This window comes from Halorubrum sp. BV1 (genome assembly GCF_000746205.1).
In the GTDB taxonomy this organism is placed as follows: Archaea; Halobacteriota; Halobacteria; order Halobacteriales; family Haloferacaceae; genus Halorubrum.
Genome location: NZ_KN050825.1, coordinates 349,320 through 367,423, shown reverse-complemented (window position 1 = coordinate 367,423; position 18,104 = coordinate 349,320). Strand labels below are relative to the sequence as shown.

The 18,104-nt window shown below is 69.4% G+C and carries 18 protein-coding genes; 10 read left to right on the top strand and 8 right to left on the bottom strand.

Going from position 1 to position 18,104, the window contains the following annotated elements:
- Positions 1–6 precede the first annotated feature (6 nt).
- Entirely contained in the window at positions 7–1,098 is a 1,092-nt protein-coding gene (locus EP28_RS13305; protein ID WP_049984478.1) for a siroheme decarboxylase subunit beta, read from the top strand.
- Positions 1,099–1,134: 36 nt separating this feature from the next.
- Here EP28_RS13305 and EP28_RS13300 read toward each other — a convergent pair whose 3' ends face one another.
- Both EP28_RS13300 and EP28_RS13295 read right to left on the bottom strand, forming a co-directional pair.
- Complete coding sequence (locus tag EP28_RS13300; RefSeq protein WP_049984477.1) at positions 1,135–1,902, bottom strand: bacteriorhodopsin; 768 nt, start codon at positions 1,900–1,902, stop codon at positions 1,135–1,137.
- Entirely contained in the window at positions 1,899–3,602 is a 1,704-nt protein-coding gene (locus EP28_RS13295; RefSeq protein WP_049984476.1) for a methyl-accepting chemotaxis protein, read from the bottom strand. Before EP28_RS13295 ends, EP28_RS13300 begins: the two co-directional genes overlap by 4 nt.
- Positions 3,603–3,936: 334 nt before the next feature.
- On the opposite strand from EP28_RS13295, the gene EP28_RS13290 reads away from it, so the two are divergent.
- Positions 3,937–4,347, top strand: coding sequence for a DUF5790 family protein (locus EP28_RS13290; protein WP_049984475.1), 411 nt, complete (start codon positions 3,937–3,939; stop codon positions 4,345–4,347).
- Positions 4,348–4,349: 2 nt separating this feature from the next.
- On the opposite strand, the gene EP28_RS13285 is transcribed toward EP28_RS13290, so the two are convergent.
- The 3 genes from EP28_RS13285 to EP28_RS13275 all read right to left on the bottom strand — a co-directional run bounded on the left by EP28_RS13285 (position 4,350) and on the right by EP28_RS13275 (position 7,569).
- Positions 4,350–5,099 (bottom strand): creatininase family protein, encoded by a 750-nt coding sequence (locus EP28_RS13285; RefSeq protein WP_049984474.1) that lies wholly within the window; start codon positions 5,097–5,099, stop codon positions 4,350–4,352.
- Between the two features lie 181 nt (positions 5,100–5,280).
- Entirely contained in the window at positions 5,281–7,227 is a 1,947-nt protein-coding gene (locus tag EP28_RS13280) for an ABC transporter ATP-binding protein (protein ID WP_049984473.1), read from the bottom strand.
- A gap of 66 nt (positions 7,228–7,293) precedes the next feature.
- On the bottom strand, positions 7,294–7,569 hold the full coding sequence (locus tag EP28_RS13275) for a DUF7538 family protein (protein ID WP_049984472.1): 276 nt from the start codon (positions 7,567–7,569) through the stop codon (positions 7,294–7,296).
- A 119-nt stretch (positions 7,570–7,688) separates the two neighbouring features.
- On the opposite strand from EP28_RS13275, the gene rnz reads away from it, so the two are divergent.
- The gene (rnz, locus tag EP28_RS13270; protein ID WP_049984471.1) at positions 7,689–8,621 is read left to right on the top strand and encodes a ribonuclease Z; all 933 of its coding nucleotides are present in this window, start codon (positions 7,689–7,691) and stop codon (positions 8,619–8,621) included.
- Between the two features lie 95 nt (positions 8,622–8,716).
- Positions 8,717–9,148, top strand: a complete 432-nt coding sequence (locus tag EP28_RS13265) for an HIT family protein (RefSeq protein ID WP_049984470.1) — start codon at positions 8,717–8,719, stop codon at positions 9,146–9,148.
- A 79-nt stretch (positions 9,149–9,227) separates the two neighbouring features.
- Here the strand turns inward: EP28_RS13265 and EP28_RS13260 are convergent, their stop codons facing one another.
- Positions 9,228–10,445, bottom strand: a complete 1,218-nt coding sequence (locus EP28_RS13260) for an MFS transporter (protein ID WP_049984469.1) — start codon at positions 10,443–10,445, stop codon at positions 9,228–9,230.
- Positions 10,446–10,566: 121 nt separating this feature from the next.
- Here EP28_RS13260 and EP28_RS13255 point away from each other — a divergent pair, with 121 nt between their 5' ends.
- Positions 10,567–11,367 (top strand): P-loop NTPase family protein, encoded by an 801-nt coding sequence (locus tag EP28_RS13255; protein WP_049984468.1) that lies wholly within the window; start codon positions 10,567–10,569, stop codon positions 11,365–11,367.
- A gap of 36 nt (positions 11,368–11,403) precedes the next feature.
- Here EP28_RS13255 and EP28_RS13250 read toward each other — a convergent pair whose 3' ends face one another.
- On the bottom strand, positions 11,404–11,895 hold the full coding sequence (locus tag EP28_RS13250; protein WP_049984467.1) for a DUF7858 family protein: 492 nt from the start codon (positions 11,893–11,895) through the stop codon (positions 11,404–11,406).
- Between the two features lie 163 nt (positions 11,896–12,058).
- On the opposite strand from EP28_RS13250, the gene EP28_RS13245 reads away from it, so the two are divergent.
- The 4 genes from EP28_RS13245 (at position 12,059) to EP28_RS13230 (ending at position 16,216) form a co-directional block, all read left to right on the top strand.
- Positions 12,059–12,988 carry a transcription initiation factor IIB gene (locus EP28_RS13245; RefSeq protein WP_049984466.1) on the top strand — a complete coding sequence of 310 codons (930 nt, stop codon included), beginning with the start codon at positions 12,059–12,061 and terminating at the stop codon, positions 12,986–12,988.
- A 209-nt stretch (positions 12,989–13,197) separates the two neighbouring features.
- The gene (locus tag EP28_RS13240; RefSeq protein WP_049984465.1) at positions 13,198–13,389 is read left to right on the top strand and encodes a hypothetical protein; all 192 of its coding nucleotides are present in this window, start codon (positions 13,198–13,200) and stop codon (positions 13,387–13,389) included.
- Positions 13,390–13,469: 80 nt separating this feature from the next.
- Positions 13,470–14,462 (top strand): acetamidase/formamidase family protein, encoded by a 993-nt coding sequence (locus tag EP28_RS13235; protein WP_230455367.1) that lies wholly within the window; start codon positions 13,470–13,472, stop codon positions 14,460–14,462.
- Between the two features lie 131 nt (positions 14,463–14,593).
- A complete protein-coding gene (locus tag EP28_RS13230) occupies positions 14,594–16,216 on the top strand; it encodes a GTPBP1 family GTP-binding protein (protein ID WP_049984462.1) in 1,623 nt (540 codons plus the stop codon).
- Positions 16,217–16,228: 12 nt separating this feature from the next.
- On the opposite strand, the gene EP28_RS13225 is transcribed toward EP28_RS13230, so the two are convergent.
- Entirely contained in the window at positions 16,229–16,576 is a 348-nt protein-coding gene (locus EP28_RS13225) for a dihydroneopterin aldolase family protein (protein WP_049984461.1), read from the bottom strand.
- A gap of 164 nt (positions 16,577–16,740) precedes the next feature.
- Here EP28_RS13225 and EP28_RS13220 point away from each other — a divergent pair, with 164 nt between their 5' ends.
- Positions 16,741–18,069: an amidohydrolase gene (locus tag EP28_RS13220; protein WP_049984460.1), complete on the top strand. Its 1,329-nt coding sequence runs from the start codon at positions 16,741–16,743 to the stop codon at positions 18,067–18,069.
- Positions 18,070–18,104 lie beyond the last annotated feature (35 nt).

Genomic DNA, 18,104 nt, shown 5'->3' with positions numbered 1-18,104 from the left:
CGACCAATGAGTCTGGACGCCGACTGGCGGACCGACGTCGACGCCGTCGACGCGGCCCTCATCGACGAGTACCAGAGCGGCTTTCCCGTCGAATCGCACCCGTTCGAGCGCGTCGCCCGCGAGATCGCCGCCGAGACGGGTGTGACCCTCGACGCGAGCGAGGTTCTCGACCGCGTCCGCGATCTGCGCGAGCGCGGCGTGTTCCGGCGGTTCGGCGCGGTGCTCAACCCTCCGGTGATCGGTTCTTCGACGCTCGCGGCCGTGCAGGCCCCCGAAGATCGATTCGACGAGGTCGCCGAGATAATCAACGGCTACCCGCAGGTGAACCACAACTACCGCCGTGACCACGCGTGGAACCAGTGGTTCGTCGTCACCGCCGGCTCCCGCGAGACGCGCGACGAGATCCTCGCGGAGATCGAGGCGCGGACCGGCTGTGCGGTGTTGACCCTCCCGATGCTCACGGACTACTACATCGACTTGGAGTTCCCCGTGGTGAACGGCGACCGGTTCGCCAGAGAATCACTGGAGGAAACGGCGGTCTCCGCCACCCGTATCTCCGAGGACGCCCGCGGGGATCTCACCCCCCTCGACGCCGCGCTCCTCCTGTCGATCCAAGACGGCTTCCCGCTGTCTGCGACCCCCTACGCGGACGTGGCGAGCGAGATCGCGGCGAGCGATGCCGGCGCGGCGGGCGGCGTCGACCCAACGGTTGACGACGTGCTCGCCGGGGTCGACCGCCTGCTGGCGGACGGCTGTATCAAGCGGATCGGCTGCGTCGTCAACCACGTCGTCACCGGATTCACGAGCAACTGCATGGTCGTCTGGGACGTTCCCGACGACGACCTCGACGAGCGCGGCGAGGCGGTGGGGAGCCTTCCGTACGTCACCCTCTGTTACCACCGGCCGCGCCGCCCGGAGCAGGACTGGGAGTACAACCTGTTCACGATGATCCACGGCCGTGAGGCCGACGCCGTCGACCGGAAGATCGACGAGCTGGCGGCCGAACACCTCTCGTACGACCACGAACGGCTCTACTCGACGGAGACGCTGAAACAGACCGGCGCGCGCTACGAGGACCTCGTCGCCAGCGAGGAGTGAAAAAACGGGAATCCCGTCGGCCGTCCGGCGGTCCGGTCAGTCGTCGGCCAGTACGGTCGTCTGCTCCGTGTCGTCGGCGTCGCCGACCGCGACCGGTCCGGTGCTGTCGGGGGCGCTCCCCGCGGTGAGGTAGGTGAGCGCGTCGGCTCCGCCGACCGCGACGACGACGAAGCCGACCTTCGAGACGATGTCGAGGTAGACGAACACGAGCATCTCGGTCGCGGGCGTCACCAGCCCGAGACCGGTCGGTGCGAGCGCCCACACGACTGGGTAAAGCGTCCAGAGGACGACGGTGATGTTCCGGAGCGTCCCGAAGACGGCTCGGACCCGGTCGCCTGCGGCCGACGCCGACCGCGGGAGCGCGACGAGCAGCCCGTACACCAACGCGACGTACGCGACGCCGCCGACGCCGAACAGCGCCCACGAGAGCGTCCCCGTGGTGGCGCTGGCGGCGATACCGGCAGCGATGATCACCACGTCCACGCCGATCAGTCCGGTGAGGACGCCGCGCGATGGCCGCGCGAGCAGGCCGAGGTACAACAGCAGGAGCGGCGTCGTCAGGAGCCAGTCGACGTAGCGAACGATCTCCAGATCGCCGCCGGGCGTGGATACCACGCCGACGCCGAGCCCCATCGCGAGGTACGCGAGCGCCGCGATGCCGGTGACGCCCGCGAGCGTGAGGTAGTACTTCGCGTGCGATTCACCGGAGTCGTCACGCGAGAGCCACGCCCAGAGCGGCGCGACCGTTCCGGCGGCCATCGCGACGAACCCCACCCACGCCCAGACGGCGGCGTCTGCGATCATCGCCGATCACCTCCCTCGGAGAAGGTGTCAGCATCGGCGGCGTCGGCCCCGTCTGCGTGCGAGAAGTCGAAGGCGTCGCCCGCACTGGCCGCGTCGTCGCCGTCGGACGCGGCCGTCCCGCCGTCCGAGACGGCCTGTGCGGTCGCGTCGCCCGCGCTCGGCGTGGTGTCGAGTTCGGCGTCGGCCGCGAACTCGAAGTCGCCGACGGCGTCGCGCAGGTCGCGGGCGCGGTCCGAGAGCGACTCGGCGGCCGTCTCGACCGCGCCGAGCGTCCGCTCCTGTTCGTCGACTGCACCGGTCACGTCGCCGGCGGCGCTCGCGGTCTGTGCGCTGATCGCGGAGACGTCCTCGACGTGGCCGACGACGGCGTCGACGGAGTCCGCCTGCGTCTCCGTCGCGCGGGTGATCTCCGTCATGCTCGTGTCGGTCCGCTCGGAGGCCTCCGCGAGGCGCTCCAAGGCGTCGATCGACGTCTCGACGGTCTCGACGCCGGCCGAGATCCGCTGTTCGGTCCGCTCCATCGCGTCTGCGCCGGTCTCCGCGCGCTCTTGGACCGCGTGGATGCGCGCTTCGATCTCGCTCGCGGACTCCTGCGTCTCCTCGGCGAGCGACTTCACCTCCTCCGCGACGACCGCGAAGCCGGCCCCCTCGGCTCCCGACCGCGCCGCCTCGATGGACGCGTTCAGGGCGAGCAGGTTGGTCTGTTCTGCGATATCGGATATCGTGTCGACCACCTCGCCGATCTCTTCGACCTCCGCGGCGAGCGCCTCGACCTCCGCGGTCGTCTCCGCGGTCGTCTCCTCGACGGCGTCCATCTCCGCGAGCGCCTCCTCTGCGGCCTCGCGTCCCTCCTCGCCGACCGAGGCGGCGTGTTCCGCCGTCTCGGCCACGTCGGTGACGGTCGATGCGACCTCCTCCGCCGAGGACGCGAGGTTCTCGGCCTCGTCGGTCGCCGCCCGGAGGTCGTCGCGCTGGGTGCGCGCCCCCTCGGCGATCTCCTCTACGGCCTCGCTCACGGTCCCCGTCGTCGCCCGCAGGCTCTCGGTGCGGTCGTCGACGGTGCCGGCGACGTCGGCGGTGTCCTCGGCGACCGTCGCGACGGAGGTCACGGTGTCCTCCAGTTCGGCGGCCATCTCGTTGAACGCCGTGCCGACGCGCGCCATCGACTCGTTGTCGCTGTCGGGGTCGACCCGTTGTGTGAGGTCGCCGTCGGCGAGCGCGCGCATCGCGGACTCGTACTCGGTCGCCTTCTGTTCGACCGTCTCCGCGCGCTCCGTCGCCTCGCGGCGGGCGCTCTCGGCCTCCTCGCGTGCGGTCTCCGCGTCGTCGATCTCCGATCGGAGCGACGATCGCATGGCGTCGAACGCCCGGAACAGCCGTCCGATCTCGTCGTTCCGTCCGGTCTGGAGTGGCACATCGAGGTCGCCGTCGGCCATACGCTCGGCCTTCGCCGTGAGCTGTCGCAGCGAGATGACGGTGTTCGACCCGACGGTCACCCCGATGAGTGCGAGCCCGATGACGGTGAGAAGCGTCATACCGATGAGGCCGGACCGGATCTCCGCACCCGCCGCGCCGAGCCCGTCTGCCCTGAGGTAGACGAGTACCCCGTACGAAACTGAAATCCCCATGACGCCGACGAGCGACAGCGCGAGCTTCGCGCCGTAACTCGACCGGACACGGGAGAACGGTCCCCATTGCATATGTATCCAGTACCAGCGGCTGAGTTCGTATAATAACTGGCACCCAAATATTAGGGCTGATAACGTCTGCGGGCCGCGTGCGACCACTGAGCGGCCGGCTCTCTGCGCGATGTCGAGGCAGCGCCCCGAGGCCGGTGATCGGCCGGAACTGCGAGCCGGCCGAGGCCGACTGGTCGACCGGCCGACTGGTCGACCGGCCGACTGGTCGACCGGCCGACCGAGTCGAAACTGGACGCCGATCCGTCTCGCATCGTCCGGGTGAACCGTCGTCCCCGTCGGTTTCACTTTCGCTTTCGGGGTCGTTTTTAAAACCCGTCGGGCCGACTGTGACACCATGAGCCAGTCCACGTTCGACGACGACGACCTGTTCGGCGAGGCGGCGGCGGAGACCCGCGCGGAGGTCGAAGAACACCTGACGGCCGCCCGCGAGCAGCTTCCCGATCCGGACGCGGTCTGGGAGACGGACGCGGACAACGTGCTCGGCGTACTCAACGGACTGAAGTCGGCGCTCGACGTCGGCGACGCGGTCGACAGCGTGCGCTCGGCGAAGAAGGCGTACGTGCTCGGCGAGCGAGCCGACGCCTTCGACGACGCGGACGACCTGAAGGCGGAGATCGAGGAACTGGAGGCGCTGGTGGGTGACATCGAGGCCGCCGCCGAGGAGGTCGCCTCGCTCACCGGAACCGTCCCCGCGATTCGCGGCGCGCTGCAGGACGCGACGGCCGAAGAAGAAGGCGAGGAGTAAGCTTACCGCGACGCCGGCTCCCGATCGACGACCGCTCCCGCCAGCTCCGCGAGCGCGTCGCTCGCGCGGTCGAGCAACTCCTCGCCGAGCGCGGCGTCGCCCGCGCTCGGGTCGCCGACGACGCCGTTGTCGGTGAACTCGTCGGAATCGTGCGCGAGGTTCACGCCCGCGACCCACTCGCCCCAACGGTCGGCGGCCTCCTCGCTCGCAGCCGCGACCCGCTCCTCTCGGACGAGTTCTGGATGTGTCGCGCGCAACAGCGCCGTCTCCAGCGGGCCGGCGTGGCCCATGTCGCTCGCGTGCTCTCCGACCGCCTCGAACCATGTGAACGCGACCGCGTAGCCGTCGTGGGCGTCGTCTCTGGAGAACCGCCGCGCGATCTCCCCGAGCGCCTCCACGTTGCCGCCGTGACCGTTGACGAACACGACTCGGTCGATCCCGTGGCTCGGCAGCGACGCGGCGGTCTCGCGGACGTACGTCCGGAACGCGTCCGGCGAGACCCACATGGTCCCGTCGAACCCGCGGTGCTCCTCGGCGACGCCGACGGGTATCGGTGGAGCAAGGGCGACCGCGCCGGAGGTGTCTGACGCCTCGTAGGCCGCCGCGCCCGCCTCTGCGACCGCGACCGCATCGAGCGTGTCGGTGCCGAGCGGCGCGTGGGGGCCGTGCTGTTCGGTGCTGCCGACGGGGACGAACGCGACGTCGATGTCGGCGTCGCGCACGTCGGTCCATGTGGCGTCCGCGAGTCGCATACCGACTCGTCGCCGCGCCGGACCCTATAGCCAGCGGTCCGAACAGGAGACGTACTCGAGTGACTTACACGAGAGATATGGTGGCCGATGGCGGGCGTGAGGCCCTCGGGCGTCGCCGGCGCAGATCAGTCATCGTCGCCGGCGCGGTCGCGGTCAGTCGTCGTCGCCGGCGCGGTCGCGGTCAGTCGTCGTCACCCTCGGCGTCTTCGATCAGTTGTGCGGTCCGCTCTTGTGCGCGGTCGATGAACTCCTGTGGCAACTCGTCTATCTCGCCGGCCTGCACGCCCCAGAGGTGCGCGTACAACCCGGCGTCGTCGAGCAACTCCTCGTGGGTCCCGCGCTCGACGACCTCGCCGCCCTCCAACACGAGGATGGTGTCGGCGTCTTTGATCGTGGAGAGGCGGTGTGCGATCGCGAACGTTGTCCGCTCGGCGGTGAGCCGGTCGAGCGAGCGCTGGATCAGCATCTCCGTCTCGGTGTCGACGTCGGAGGTCGCCTCGTCCAAGACGAGGACGTCCGGGTCCTTGAGCACCGCCCGGGCGATGGTGACGCGCTGGCGCTGGCCGCCGGAGAGTTTCACTCCCCGCTCGCCGACCATCGTGTCGTAGCCGTCGGGGAGATTCTCGATGAACTCGTGGGCCTCGGCGGCCTTCGCGGCCTCGCGGACCTCCGCGTCCGTCGCGTCGAAGGTCCCGTACGTGATGTTCTCGCGGACGGTCCCGTAGAAGAGGTACGACGACTGACCGACGTAGCCGATCGAACGGCGAAGCGATTTGAGGGTCACGTCGCGGACGTCCTGGCCGTCGATCCGGATGGCCCCGTCGTCGACGTCGTACATCCGGAGCAGTAGCTTGAGGACGGTCGATTTGCCGGCTCCGGTCGGCCCGACCAACGCGAGCGTCTCGCCGCCGGAAACCGCGAAGTCGACGTCCGAGACGATCGTCTCGTCGTCGTAGCCGAACGAGACGCCGTCGTATTCAACCGCGCCGTCGTCCACGACGAGGTCCTCGGCGTCCGGGTCCTCGGCGAGCCGCGAGGGCTCGTCCATCAGCCCGAAGATCCGCGCGGAGGAGGCGCGGGCGCGCTGGTACATATTGATTATCTGCCCGAACTGCGCCATGGGCCAGATGAACCGCTGGGTGTAGAGGATGAAGACGACGAAGTTCCCGACGGTGAGCGTCCCGGTGAACGGGCCGGGCGGCGTCTCCTGGAACACCCACAGTCCGCCGATCACGAAGGTGATCACGAAGCCGATGCCGGCGAACACGCGCAGCGCCGGGAAGAAGGTGATCCGGGTGCGGATCGCGTCCCAGTTGGCGTCGAAGTAGTCCATCGACACGTCGTCGACGCGGTCGGACTCGTACGGCTCCGTGTTCGAGGACTTGATCACCTGAATCCCGCCGAGGTTGTTCTCCAGTCGGGAGTTCATCGTCCCGACCGACGAGCGCACCGCGGCGTACTTCGGCTGGATCGTCCTGATGAACAGGTAGGTGAACCCGGCGATGATCGGCACCGGCAACAGCGCCACGAGCGCCAGCTGCCAGTTGATCCAAAAGAGGATGACACCGATCCCGAGGACCATCACGGAGAGCCGGAACAGCGAGTTCATCCCGTCGTTCAAGAACCGTTCGAGCCGGTTCACGTCGTTCGAGAGGATCGACATCATCTCGCCGGTCTGCTTGTCCGAGAAGAACTCCATGTTCAGCCGCTGCATCTTGTCGTACGTGTCCGTGCGGACGTCGTGCTGGATGTGCTGGGCGAACGCGTTGAACCCCCAGTTGCGGATCCAGTGGAACCCGGCACCGAGCATGAACGCCCCCGCGATGACGCCGACCGTGAACCAGAACTGGTCGGCCTGCGCCGTGGGCAGCCACGCGTCCGGCAGTACGACGAGCGGGATCTGCTCGCGGAAGTCGACGTCTCGACGGAACACGGCGTCGATGGCGATCCCGAGCATGAGCGGCGGGAGCAGATCGAGAAGCCGCGCGAAGACGCTGGCGAGCACGCCGACGGAGACCTGCGGGAGATACGCGCGGCCGTAGACGGCGAACAGCCGCCGCATCGGATTCTCGACCTCCTCGCGCTGCTCTTCGAACGGGTCGTCGTCTTCCCACTCTGCGCTACTCATCACCGAGACTACCGGGCCGCGAGACAAGTGGGTTTCCTTCGGATCGATCTGGACGGTGACCGTGCGTCAGACGTTCCGGCGCTCGGTCGCCGGATCGACGCCGGCGGCGTCGAGGTCATCGCGGATCCGACGGCGGAGCGGATCCGGAACCTCGTCGCGGGGGATCGGCGCGGCCGTCTCGCGGTCCTCGTCGGTCGGAACCGTCCAGTAGAGGACGCGCTCGGCGGGAGCGTAGAACTCGATCGCGACGCGGTCGCCCCCGCCGTCGTAGTGGACGCGCGCGGCGTCTCCCTCGGCACGCCACCCCTCCTGACCGACGAGCGCGGCGATCTCCTCGTGCATGGGGAGAGTCGGGGCGGGGGGCTCATGTCGGCTTCGGCCTCGGTCGCCGGGTCCCGCGGTCGCCGCCCGCGACGAGCACGCCTCGAAAGGAGTTTACCCCCGCCGGCCGCAGGGCGGGTATGTCCCTTCGCGTCACCTTCCTCGGGACGGGCGGTGCCGTCCCGACCACCGAGCGCGCGCCGAGCGCCCTGTTCGTCAACCGCGAGGGCGACCGCCTGCTGTTCGACTGCGGCGAGGGAACCCAGCGCGGCATGATGCGATACGGCACCGGGTTCGGGATCGACCACCTGTTCGTCTCGCACCTCCACGGCGACCACGTCCTCGGGATCCCGGGACTGATCCAGACGCTCGGGTTCAACGACCGGACGGAGCCGCTCTCGATCTACTGCCCGCCGAACACCGACGGCGACCTCCGCGATCTGGTCCACGCGGTCGGTCACGACCCCGCGTTTCCGATCCGGATCGAGCCGGTCGCACCCGGCGAGGTCGCCCTCGACGCCGACGGCTACGCGGTCCGCGCCTTCGAGACGGAACACCGCACTAAATCGCAGGGGTACGTCTTAGAAGAGGCGGACCGCCCCGGCCGGTTCGACCGGCCGAAGGCGGAGGAACTCGGCGTTCCCGTCGGCCCGAAGTTCGGTCGGCTCCACGCCGGCGAACCGGTCGAGGCCGACGACGGGACGGTCGTCGAGCCCGATCAGGTCGTCGGCCCGCCGCGTCCCGGGCGGAAACTGGTGTACACGGCAGACACGCGCCCGCGAGAGCGGACCGTCGAGGCCGCCCGCGACGCCGACCTGTTGGTCCACGACGCCACCTTCGCCGACGACATGGCCGACCGCGCCCGCGACACCGCGCACTCGACCGGTCGCGAAGCCGGATCGATAGCGGCGCGCGCGAACGCAACGCGGCTGGCGCTCGTCCACATCTCCTCGCGGTACGCGGCGGACGCCTCCGCGATCCGCCGAGACGCCCGCGAGGAGTTCGACGGGGACTGCATTCTGCCCGACGACGGGACGCTGATCGAAGTGCCGTTCCCGGAGCGAGAGGAGTAGACCGCTCTGCGTCCGCGAGACGATCCGGTCGCGATCACACCCTGGCCACACCGACCCGGGAAAGCTTGATGGGCCGCGCAGCCGACTCCTCGCGTATGTCCGACGACTGCATCTTCTGTGCGATCGCCGACGGCGAGATCCCGGCGCGGACCGTCCACGAGACTGACGACGCAGTAGCCTTCCTCGACGCGAATCCCCTCGCTCCGGGGCATACGCTCGTGATCCCGAAAACACACGCCGAACGCGTCGGCGATCTCGACGCCGACCTCGCGAGCGCCGTCTTTGACGTCGTGAGCGAGATCACGCCGGCGGTCGAAGCCGCCGTGGACGCAGACGGCGCGAACGTCGGGATCAACGACGGTGAGGCGGCCGGTCAGGAGGTGCCTCACGTCCACGTCCACGTCGTCCCGCGGTTCGACGGCGACGGCGGCGCGCCGATCCACGCGGTCGCCGGCGAGCGCCCCGACCTCGCAGACGAGGAGCTGGACGCGATCGCGACGGACGTATCGGCCGCGATCGACGGGTGACTCCACTTCGACCGGCGATTGCGCGCCGCTCATCGTCGCTCGTCCGCCGACCGCTCATCGTCGCTCGTCCGTCGACCGCTCACCCGCGTCCGCCCGCCAGCCGGTCCGCGGCCGGTAGCGTGCGGAGCCACAGCATCGCCGCGGTGCCCGCCAGCGGCCCGATGACGAGCGGGGCGAACGCCCACTGCCAGCCGGCGGCGTCCCGCACGACGGGGACGAGCTGGATCGACGCGATGGTGATGAGAAAGCCGACCGCGGTCTGAAGCGTCAGCGCGGAGCCGACGTAGCTCTCGTCGGCGAGCTCTGAAACCGCCGCCGAGAACTGCGCGGAGTCGGCCACGATGAAAAAGCCCCAGACGAGGACGAACGGGGCGACCACGAGCGGCGACGCGCCGAACACGACGCCCGCGAGCAGGCAGGCCGCCCCCGAGACGATCATCGACACACTGGTGACGACGGACCGGCCCCACCGGTCGGCCGCGGAGCCGGCGAGCCACGCGCCGACGCCGCCGACGGCGATCGTCGCGAACGCTAACAGCGCGGCGCTGCGGTCGGCGTCGGCGACGCCGCCGGCCTCGAAGCTCGCGGCGAGGTAGACGGGGATCCACGTCCAGACCGCGTACAGCTCCCACATGTGACCGAAGTAGCCGGTGTTCGCGAGGACGACGCCCCGGTCGGTGACGATCCGGCGGATCGCGCTCGGGTCGAACGGGGCCGTCTCCGGCTGGTGTGGCCCGTCCTCGTACGCGAGCACGAGCAGCCCACCGACCGCCGCGAGCGCGGCGGTGCCGTACAACACCGCGTCGGGTCGCCCGATCCCGCCCACGGCTCGGAGGAAGTGCGGCGAGGCCGATCCGACCGTGAGCGCGCCGACGAGAACGCCGATCGCCAGCCCGCGTCCCTCGTCGAACCACGACGCCATCATCTTCATGCCGGTCGGGTACACGCCCGCGAGCGCGACGCCGGTCAGGAACCGCAGGAGGATCGCGGGCGGACCGCTCTCGACGACCGCCGCGATGACCGCCGTTCCCGCGGCACCGACCAGCGCGGAGCCGGCGAACAGATATCGCGGCGGGACGACATCGGCGATCGTCAGCGACGCCGACAGGAGGGCTCCGACGACGAACCCCAACTGGACCGCGTTCGTCAGCCACGCCGTCTCGGCGGGCGAAAGCCCCCACGCCGCGGCCAGCTCCGGTCCGACGGCGGTCCCGCTGAACCAGAGCGTCATCGCGAACAGCTCCGCGACGCCGACCAGCACGAGCGCGCGCCACTTCCCGTCTGCGATGGCAACCATGTGCCCGTACCGATGGATCATTCGTGACATAAGTGTTGGGACGGCGCGAACGCGACCGACGCTCAACCGCGTCGCGGGGGCGATCCGCGACGCTTAACACCCGACTACAGAGAGCGGTCTCATGCATGCCACGACGCTCGCGCTGGTCGGAGCGACCGGCGGCGCGGGAACGACGCGGACCGCCGTCGAGCTAGCGGCCGTCGGCGCACGAGGCGGCCACGAAGTCGCGGTCGTCGACGCCGCCTTCACCACGCAGGGTCTCTCGGAGTACGTCGCGGGCCGGATCGACACCGATCTCACCGCGCTCCTCACGGACGAGACGGAATCGTCGCTGTCGGCGGCCGCGTACCCGCTCGGGGGCGCCGGTGCGTCCGGTGTCGCGTCCGAACCGAACGCGAGAGGCGTGACCTCCGACGGTCGCGTCGATATCGTCCCCGCGCGAGCGCCCTTCGAGCGCCTCGCGCGGGCGAAGACGGCGGCGGCCGCACGGAAGTTAGAGCGCCGCATCGAGGAGGCGACCTCGACGCACGACGCCGTCGTCCTCGACGTCGCACCCGTCGGGTCGAACGAGGCGGTCGCCGCGGTCACCGCCGCCGACCGGGTCGAGACGGTCCGTCCGGCGTCGGACCACGGGCGCGACGCGCTCCAGCGCCTCCGCGGGCGGATGGCGGACGTCGGAGCGACCGTCGACGGATCGATCGCGGTGGCGGCGCGCGACCGCCACGTCGATCCCGCCGAGTCGTCGGCCGACACCGTTCTCTCGGCCGTCGACCCGGAGGTCGCGGCCGCGCCGACCACGGCGCGTGGCGACGGTGCGTACACGCGCGCCCTCCGTGACACGTACGAGCGGGCGTTCGGCGTGTCACTCGAGATCGACGTCGCCGACTCCGGGCTGATCGATCGGCTGCGGCCGTCGAACTGACCGGAAGGGGCCGACCCGCGGACCGCGGCGGTCGGCTCAGCGGAGGCCGTCGGGGTCGCCGAGCGCCCCGTCGAGCGGGGCGGAGCCGGCGAGGTGGGCGTCGACGGCGTCGGCGACGGCGGACACCGCGTCGTGAGTCTCGACGTAGGTCGCCAGCGCGAAATCCGCCTCGTCGCCGCCGGTGAGCGCGACGGCGTCGCTGCGGCCGATCCGGCCGTCGAGCCAGTCGCGGACGACGCCGCGCCGGGTCGGCGCGAGCGGGCAGACCCCCGCGACGCCACAACGATGGAGCGTCTTCGCGGCGATCATCGGCGTGATTCCAGCCTCGCTCGCGGCGTCTCCCACGCTCCGTCCGGTCGAGTAGGCGTCGACGAGTGTCGCGGTTGCGGCCGGCGTACACGGGAGATCGGCGGCGTGGGCCGAGAGGCGATCGACGAGCGGCGTCTCGGTGTCGTCCGCGACGGCGACCCCGCGGTCGCGCTGGCGCGCGGTCACTTCGAGGCCCGCCGCGATCTCCGAGAGCGTCATGGCACTCCGTGCGCCGGACGGGGTGTTAAACCCCCCGTACTGCGAGGGGGACCGACGGCGAACCACCGACCGGTTACCGGTCGGTTCGAGCACGCGGATCGCACCGTCTTCCCCCCGATCCACCCGGGTTTAAGTAAGGGATCGGGACGGAGTTGGAAGTACGATGAGCCACGCACGTCCGACCCGCGTCCGCTCGCACCGCACCGAAACCACCGACGGTATCGAGGGGACTGAGCGAACTGCAGTCGACGAGTGTCCAGAGTGCGGCGGTCGAACGCAGGTCGACGCGGCCGAGCGCGTCTGTCGCGACTGCGGGCTCGTGGTGGAGGCCGACCGGATCGACCACGGCCCCGAGTGGCGATCCTTCGCCGACGACGAGACGAACCCGAAGCGCACTGGCGCGCCGCTGACGCGCTCGCGACACGACCGCGGGCTCTCGACGGAGATCGGGCGGTCGACCCGGGTGAAGGGCCGCAAGCGTCGGCGGCTCGCCCGGATGCGCACCCAGCACAACCGCGCGCGGATCTCGACGAAACGCGACCGCAACAAGGTGTACGCATACACCGAGATTCGGCGACTGACCGGCGCGCTGGAGCTACCGACGAACGTCCGTGACGCCGCCTGTGCCCTGTTCGACTCCGCGCAGGCCGAGAGCCTGCTGCGCGGGCGCTCGCTGGAGGGCTTCGCGGCCGCGTGCGTCTACGTCGCCTGTCGCACCGCGAACGTCGCCCGCACCGTCGGCGAGGTGTGTGAGGCCGCGAAGGCGACCGAGGCCGAACACCGCGCCGCCTTCGACGCGATGAACCGCGACCTCGGCCTCCCGATCGGCCCGACGGGTCCCGCGGAGTACCTGCCGCGGTTCGCGAGCGACCTCGGCGTCGAATCCGGCGTCGAGCGCCGGGCCGGCGAACTCGTCGAGCGCGCCGTCGCGGAGGGGATCGCGAACGGCCGCAACCCGGTCGGCGTCGCCGCCGCCTGCCTCTACACCGCGGCCCGCGAGCGCGACGCCGACTGCACGCAACGGGACGCCGCCGACGCCGCGGGCGTCACGCCAGTGACCGTCCGGCGGACGTTCGTCGAGCTGACCGCCTGAGAGCGGCGAAGCTCGGATCGCCGAATAGCTCGACGACCGAGTTCGATGGTCGCGAAACCACTGTCGCCGTTCGTTCAGCCACAGCAACCGGTCTGTGAGTCGTCGCTAAAACCGACAATACAGCAAGAGCCACATTGGTTGTTACCGAACGTCATGACACGCTGCGAAACACTTCCGGTGATCTTAGGCTTAAGGGGCCGACACACCATATGAGCCACATCATGTGGCTTGCACGGGTAGAAGAGGACCACTCGGCTTCGTTCATCGAGGAGGCGACCGTGGAACCGTCCTTCCTCGAAGAAGCGCTCGGCTGTGATCTCACGGCAGCATCGGACACGACTCAGTGCGGCTTAGAAGACGCGGATGAGTTCCGCACGCACATACAGAACAACAGCTTCTAATGACAATACACGGACCCACTCGAACCTCTCGCCGATCGGTCGATCCGGAGATACACGAAATCAAAGCGACACCCGAGACCGTGAGCTGGGGGTATTTCGACAACTCACAGGAGCCGGTCTGCCGCGTCGAATCCGGCGATATCGTACGCATCGAGACGGTGTCACATCATGCCGGGGACGCCCCGGACTACATGATGGATGAGGGCGTCAGAAAAATCTACGACGAGATCGACGTGGAGAACCGGGGACCGGGCGTACACATCGTGACCGGACCGATACACGTCGAGGGCGCGGAGCCGGGCGACGTACTCGAATGTCGGATTCTCAACCTCGAACCTCGGCTACCGTACGGAAGCAACGTCTGTGCGAACTGGGGACTGTTGTACGACGATTTTGATGACACTGAATACGTGACGATATACGAGGTCGATCAGGAGACACAGACAGCACACGCCCGCTTCCAATACGAGTACCCGGATCTGTACGACACGCCCGGACGAATAATCGATCCGAAATCAGTCGACCGAGAACCGGTGTTAGCGGACATCCGAGTCCCCGTTCGGTACCACTTCGGAACGGCCGGCGTCGCTCCCGCTGCGGACGGCAAAATAGACACAGTCCCTCCCGGAATATACGGTGGGAACGTCGATAATCGCAATTTCAACGTTGGAACGTCGATGTACTACCCCGTTCAGGTTGAGGGTGGACTGTTCACTGCCGGGGATTCGCATATCGCGGAGGGAGACGGCGAAATTTCGGGGACGGCCATCGAAGCACATGTCGACGCAGTCGTTCAGTTCTTCGTCAGAGACGACATCGACATTTCGGCTCCGCTTCTGGAAACCGAGGAGTACTGGATGACGCACGCGTTCGATGCCGATCTCGACATCGCAACGCGAAAAGCCGCCTTGGAAATGATCTCGTTCCTCGAAGAGACGAAAGGTCTGTCAGAACCGGAGTCGTATTCACTGTTGAGCGTTGCGGCCGATTTCCAGTCGACACAGGTCGTAAACGGTGAAAAAGGGATGCACTGTAAACTCCGAAAAGACCTGTTTCCGCCCTCCTCAGATTGATAATAATTGGGACAAAACACCGTTGAACGTGCCACCGCTCCGGAGCGCTCCCGAGCCCTCGAAACCGATCACGACACATGGGGACGGGTAGCACGAAAACCGTTAAGCCCGGCTGTCGCGTACGAGCGTGCATGAGCGCTGACCGGTCCGCCCTGTTGCGGGCCATCGAGCGCGGCGAACGGGACGGCGGCGCGATCGAGTTCAAAGAGCGGCTCACCCGCGAGGTCCATCTGGCCGACGGCCGGATGGAGTCGCTCGTGGCCCAGCTCCGCCACCGCGTGCTCTCCGGCGACGGCGAGGCCACCTACGTCCTCGGCGTCACCGACGACGGGGGGCTCGCGGGCGTCGACCCCGAGACCTTCTCCGAGACGATGGACGTGCTCTCGCTTCTCGCCAGCGAGGCGGACGCGCACATCGCCGACGTCGAGACGTGGAGCGCCGGCTCGTCGGGGAGCGGGAGCACCGACGGGCTCGTCGGGCTCGCGACGCTCCGCGACGGCGGGATGTTCGAGACCGACGACGACCACCTCGTAGTCGGGACCGCGGGCCACGTCGACCACGGGAAGTCGACGCTCGTCGGCACTCTCGTCACGGGTCGGGCGGACGACGGACAGGGCGGCACGCGCGGCTTCCTCGACGTGCAGCCGCACGAGGTCGAACGCGGGCTGTCGGCCGACCTCTCGTACGCCGTCTACGGCTTCGCCGACGGCGACGCCGTGCGTATGGACAACCCCCACCGCAAGTCCGACCGCGCGCGGATCGTCGAGGAGGCCGACCGGCTGGTCTCGTTCGTCGACACCGTGGGCCACGAGCCGTGGCTCCGGACGACGATCCGCGGGCTCGTGGGCCAGAAGCTCGATTACGGACTCTTAGTCGTCGCCGCAGACGACGGCCCGACGAAGACGACCCGCGAGCACCTCGGCATCCTGCTCGCGACCGAACTCCCGACGATCGTCGCGGTCACGAAGGCGGACGCCGTGAGCGACGAGCGGCTCGCCGCGGTGGAACGCGAGGTGGAGTCGATGCTGCGGGACGCCGGCCAGACGCCGCTCCTCGTCGACCGGCACGGGATCGACGCGGCGGTCGCGGAGGTCGGCGACGGCGTCGTCCCCCTGCTGTCGACGAGCGCCGTGACGAAGGCGGGCATCGGAACGCTCGACCGGCTCTTCGAGACGCTCCCAAAGCGCGCGACCCCCGAGCGCGCTGAGTTCCGGCTGTACGTCGACCGCAGCTACAAGGTGACCGGCGTCGGCGCGGTCGCATCCGGCACCGTCAACTCCGGCACCGTCGAGGCGGGCGACGAACTCCTCTTGGGACCGATGGCCGACGGATCCTTCCGCGAGGTGGAGGTGCGTTCCATCGAGATGCACTATCACCGCGTCGACAAGGCGACCGCCGGCCGGATTGTGGGCATTGCCCTCAAGGGCGTCGACGAGGCGGAGATCGAACGCGGGATGGCCTTGGTCCCCCGCGACAGCGACCCGGAACCGGTCCGCGAGTTCGAGGCCGAGGCGATGGTGCTCAACCATCCGACGCGGATTCAGGCGGGTTACGAGCCCGTGGTCCACGTCGAGACCGTCTCGGAGGCCGCGGTCTTCTCGCCCGAGGGCGGCCAGCTCCTCCCCGGCGACACCGGGCGGACGCGCGTCCGGTTCAAGTTCCGCCCGTACCTCGTCGAGGAGGGACAGCGGTTCGTCTTCCGCGAGGGGTCGAGTAAGGGCGTCGGGACGATCCGGGCGGTGAATCCGGACTGATTCGAGGAACCGTCAGGCCTCCTCGACCACGTCGACGAGTTCCATCAACGGGTAGCCGTCGACCATCGCCATCCGGGTGCGGACGCGGACGCCCTCGTAGTCGATCCGCATCTCGACGTCCATCAGCGAGCCCGTAAGCTCCGTGTATCCGTTCTCGTGGTCGATCGCGTCGGCGACGCGGTCGTCGCGGATCTCGACGGTCACGGACTCACAGAACGGCTGATTCTCTATCGCCTCCGCCATCGCGGCCTCCAGGCTCCGGGCGCTCGACGGGCTGACGGGCGTCCCCGCGAACTGGTGGTACAGCGAGCCGAACTTGATCCCCGCCTCGAAACACGCCTGCTCCGCGTCGGTTGCCATACCGGCCCTCCGGCGGCGGCGGGGAAAGAAGTTCGGAGCCAGCGGGCGGCGTCGTTCGGCGGGGTAGTCGGGTCGCCTGCCGTACCGGGTCGCTCGCCGCACCGGGCCGCACCGCGTCGCCGACGAACGGAAGGCGTTAGGTCCGGCGGCCGGAACCCGTGGGCATGAACGCGCTTCGCGTGACCGGCGGCCGAGTGCTCCGCCCGGACGGCCGCGTGACCGAGTCGGACGTGACGATCGACCGCGACGCCGGGACGATCGTCGCCGTGGGCGAAGAGGCGGCCGACGGGGCGGGCGGCGAGGGCTCCGACCTCGCCGACGCCGAGACCCTCGACGCGTCCGGGTCGCTCGTGATTCCGGGTCTCGTCAACGCGCACACCCACGTCGCGATGACGCTGCTCCGCGGGTACGCCGACGACAAGCCGCTCGACCCGTGGCTACGGGAGGACATCTGGCCGGCCGAGGCGGCGCTCACGCCGAACGACATCGAGGCCGGTGCCGAACTCGGCGTCCTCGAAATGATCATGTCGGGGACGACCGCGTTCGCCGATATGTACTTCGCGATGGACCGAGTCGCGGACGTGGTCGACCGCGCGGGACTGCGCGCGCGACTCGGCCACGGCGCGGTCACGGTCGGTAAAGACGACGCGGACGCGCGGGCGGACGTCGAGGAGAGCGTCGTCGTCGCCCGCGACCTCGACGGGACCGCGAACGGGCGGATACGGACCGCCTTCATGCCGCACTCGCTGACGACGGTCGGCGAGGAGCACCTCCGCGAGGGCGTGGCCGCGGCCCGCGAGGCGGGGATTCCGGTGCACCTCCACGCGAACGAGACAGCGGACGAGGTCGACCCGATCGTCGAGGAGCGCGGCGAGCGACCGATCGCGTACGCCGACGATATCGGCGCGCTCGGCGCGAACGACTTCTTCGCGCACGGCGTCCACCTCGACGTGGGAGAGATCGACCGGCTCGCCGAGGCGGGGACCGCGATCGTTCACTGTCCGGCCTCGAACATGAAACTCGCGAGCGGGATGGCTCCCGTCCAGCGGCTCCGCGAGGCGGGCGTGACCGTCGCGCTCGGCACCGACGGCGCGGCCTCGAACAACGACCTCGACGTCTTCGACGAGATGCGCGACGCCGCGATGCTCGGGAAACTCGCCGCGGACGACGCGAGCGCGGTCCCCGCGGAGGCCGCAGTGGAGATGGCGACCGCGGCCGGCGCGGACGCCCTCGGGCTCCCCGGCGGACGGATCGAGCCCGGTGCGGCCGCCGACCTCGCCGTCGTCGACCTCGACGCGCCGCACCTGACCCCCGTCCACGACCCCGTTTCGCACCTCGCGTACGCGGCGCGCGGGAGCGACGTGCGCCACACCGTCTGCGACGGCACGATCCTCATGCGCGACCGCGACGTGCTGACGCTCGACGCCGACGAGGTGCGAGCGCGCGCGGCCGACGCCGCACGCGACCTGATCGACCGCGTCGAGCGAGACTGACGACGCGTACGCCTGTCCGTTGTTTGGGGAGGTGA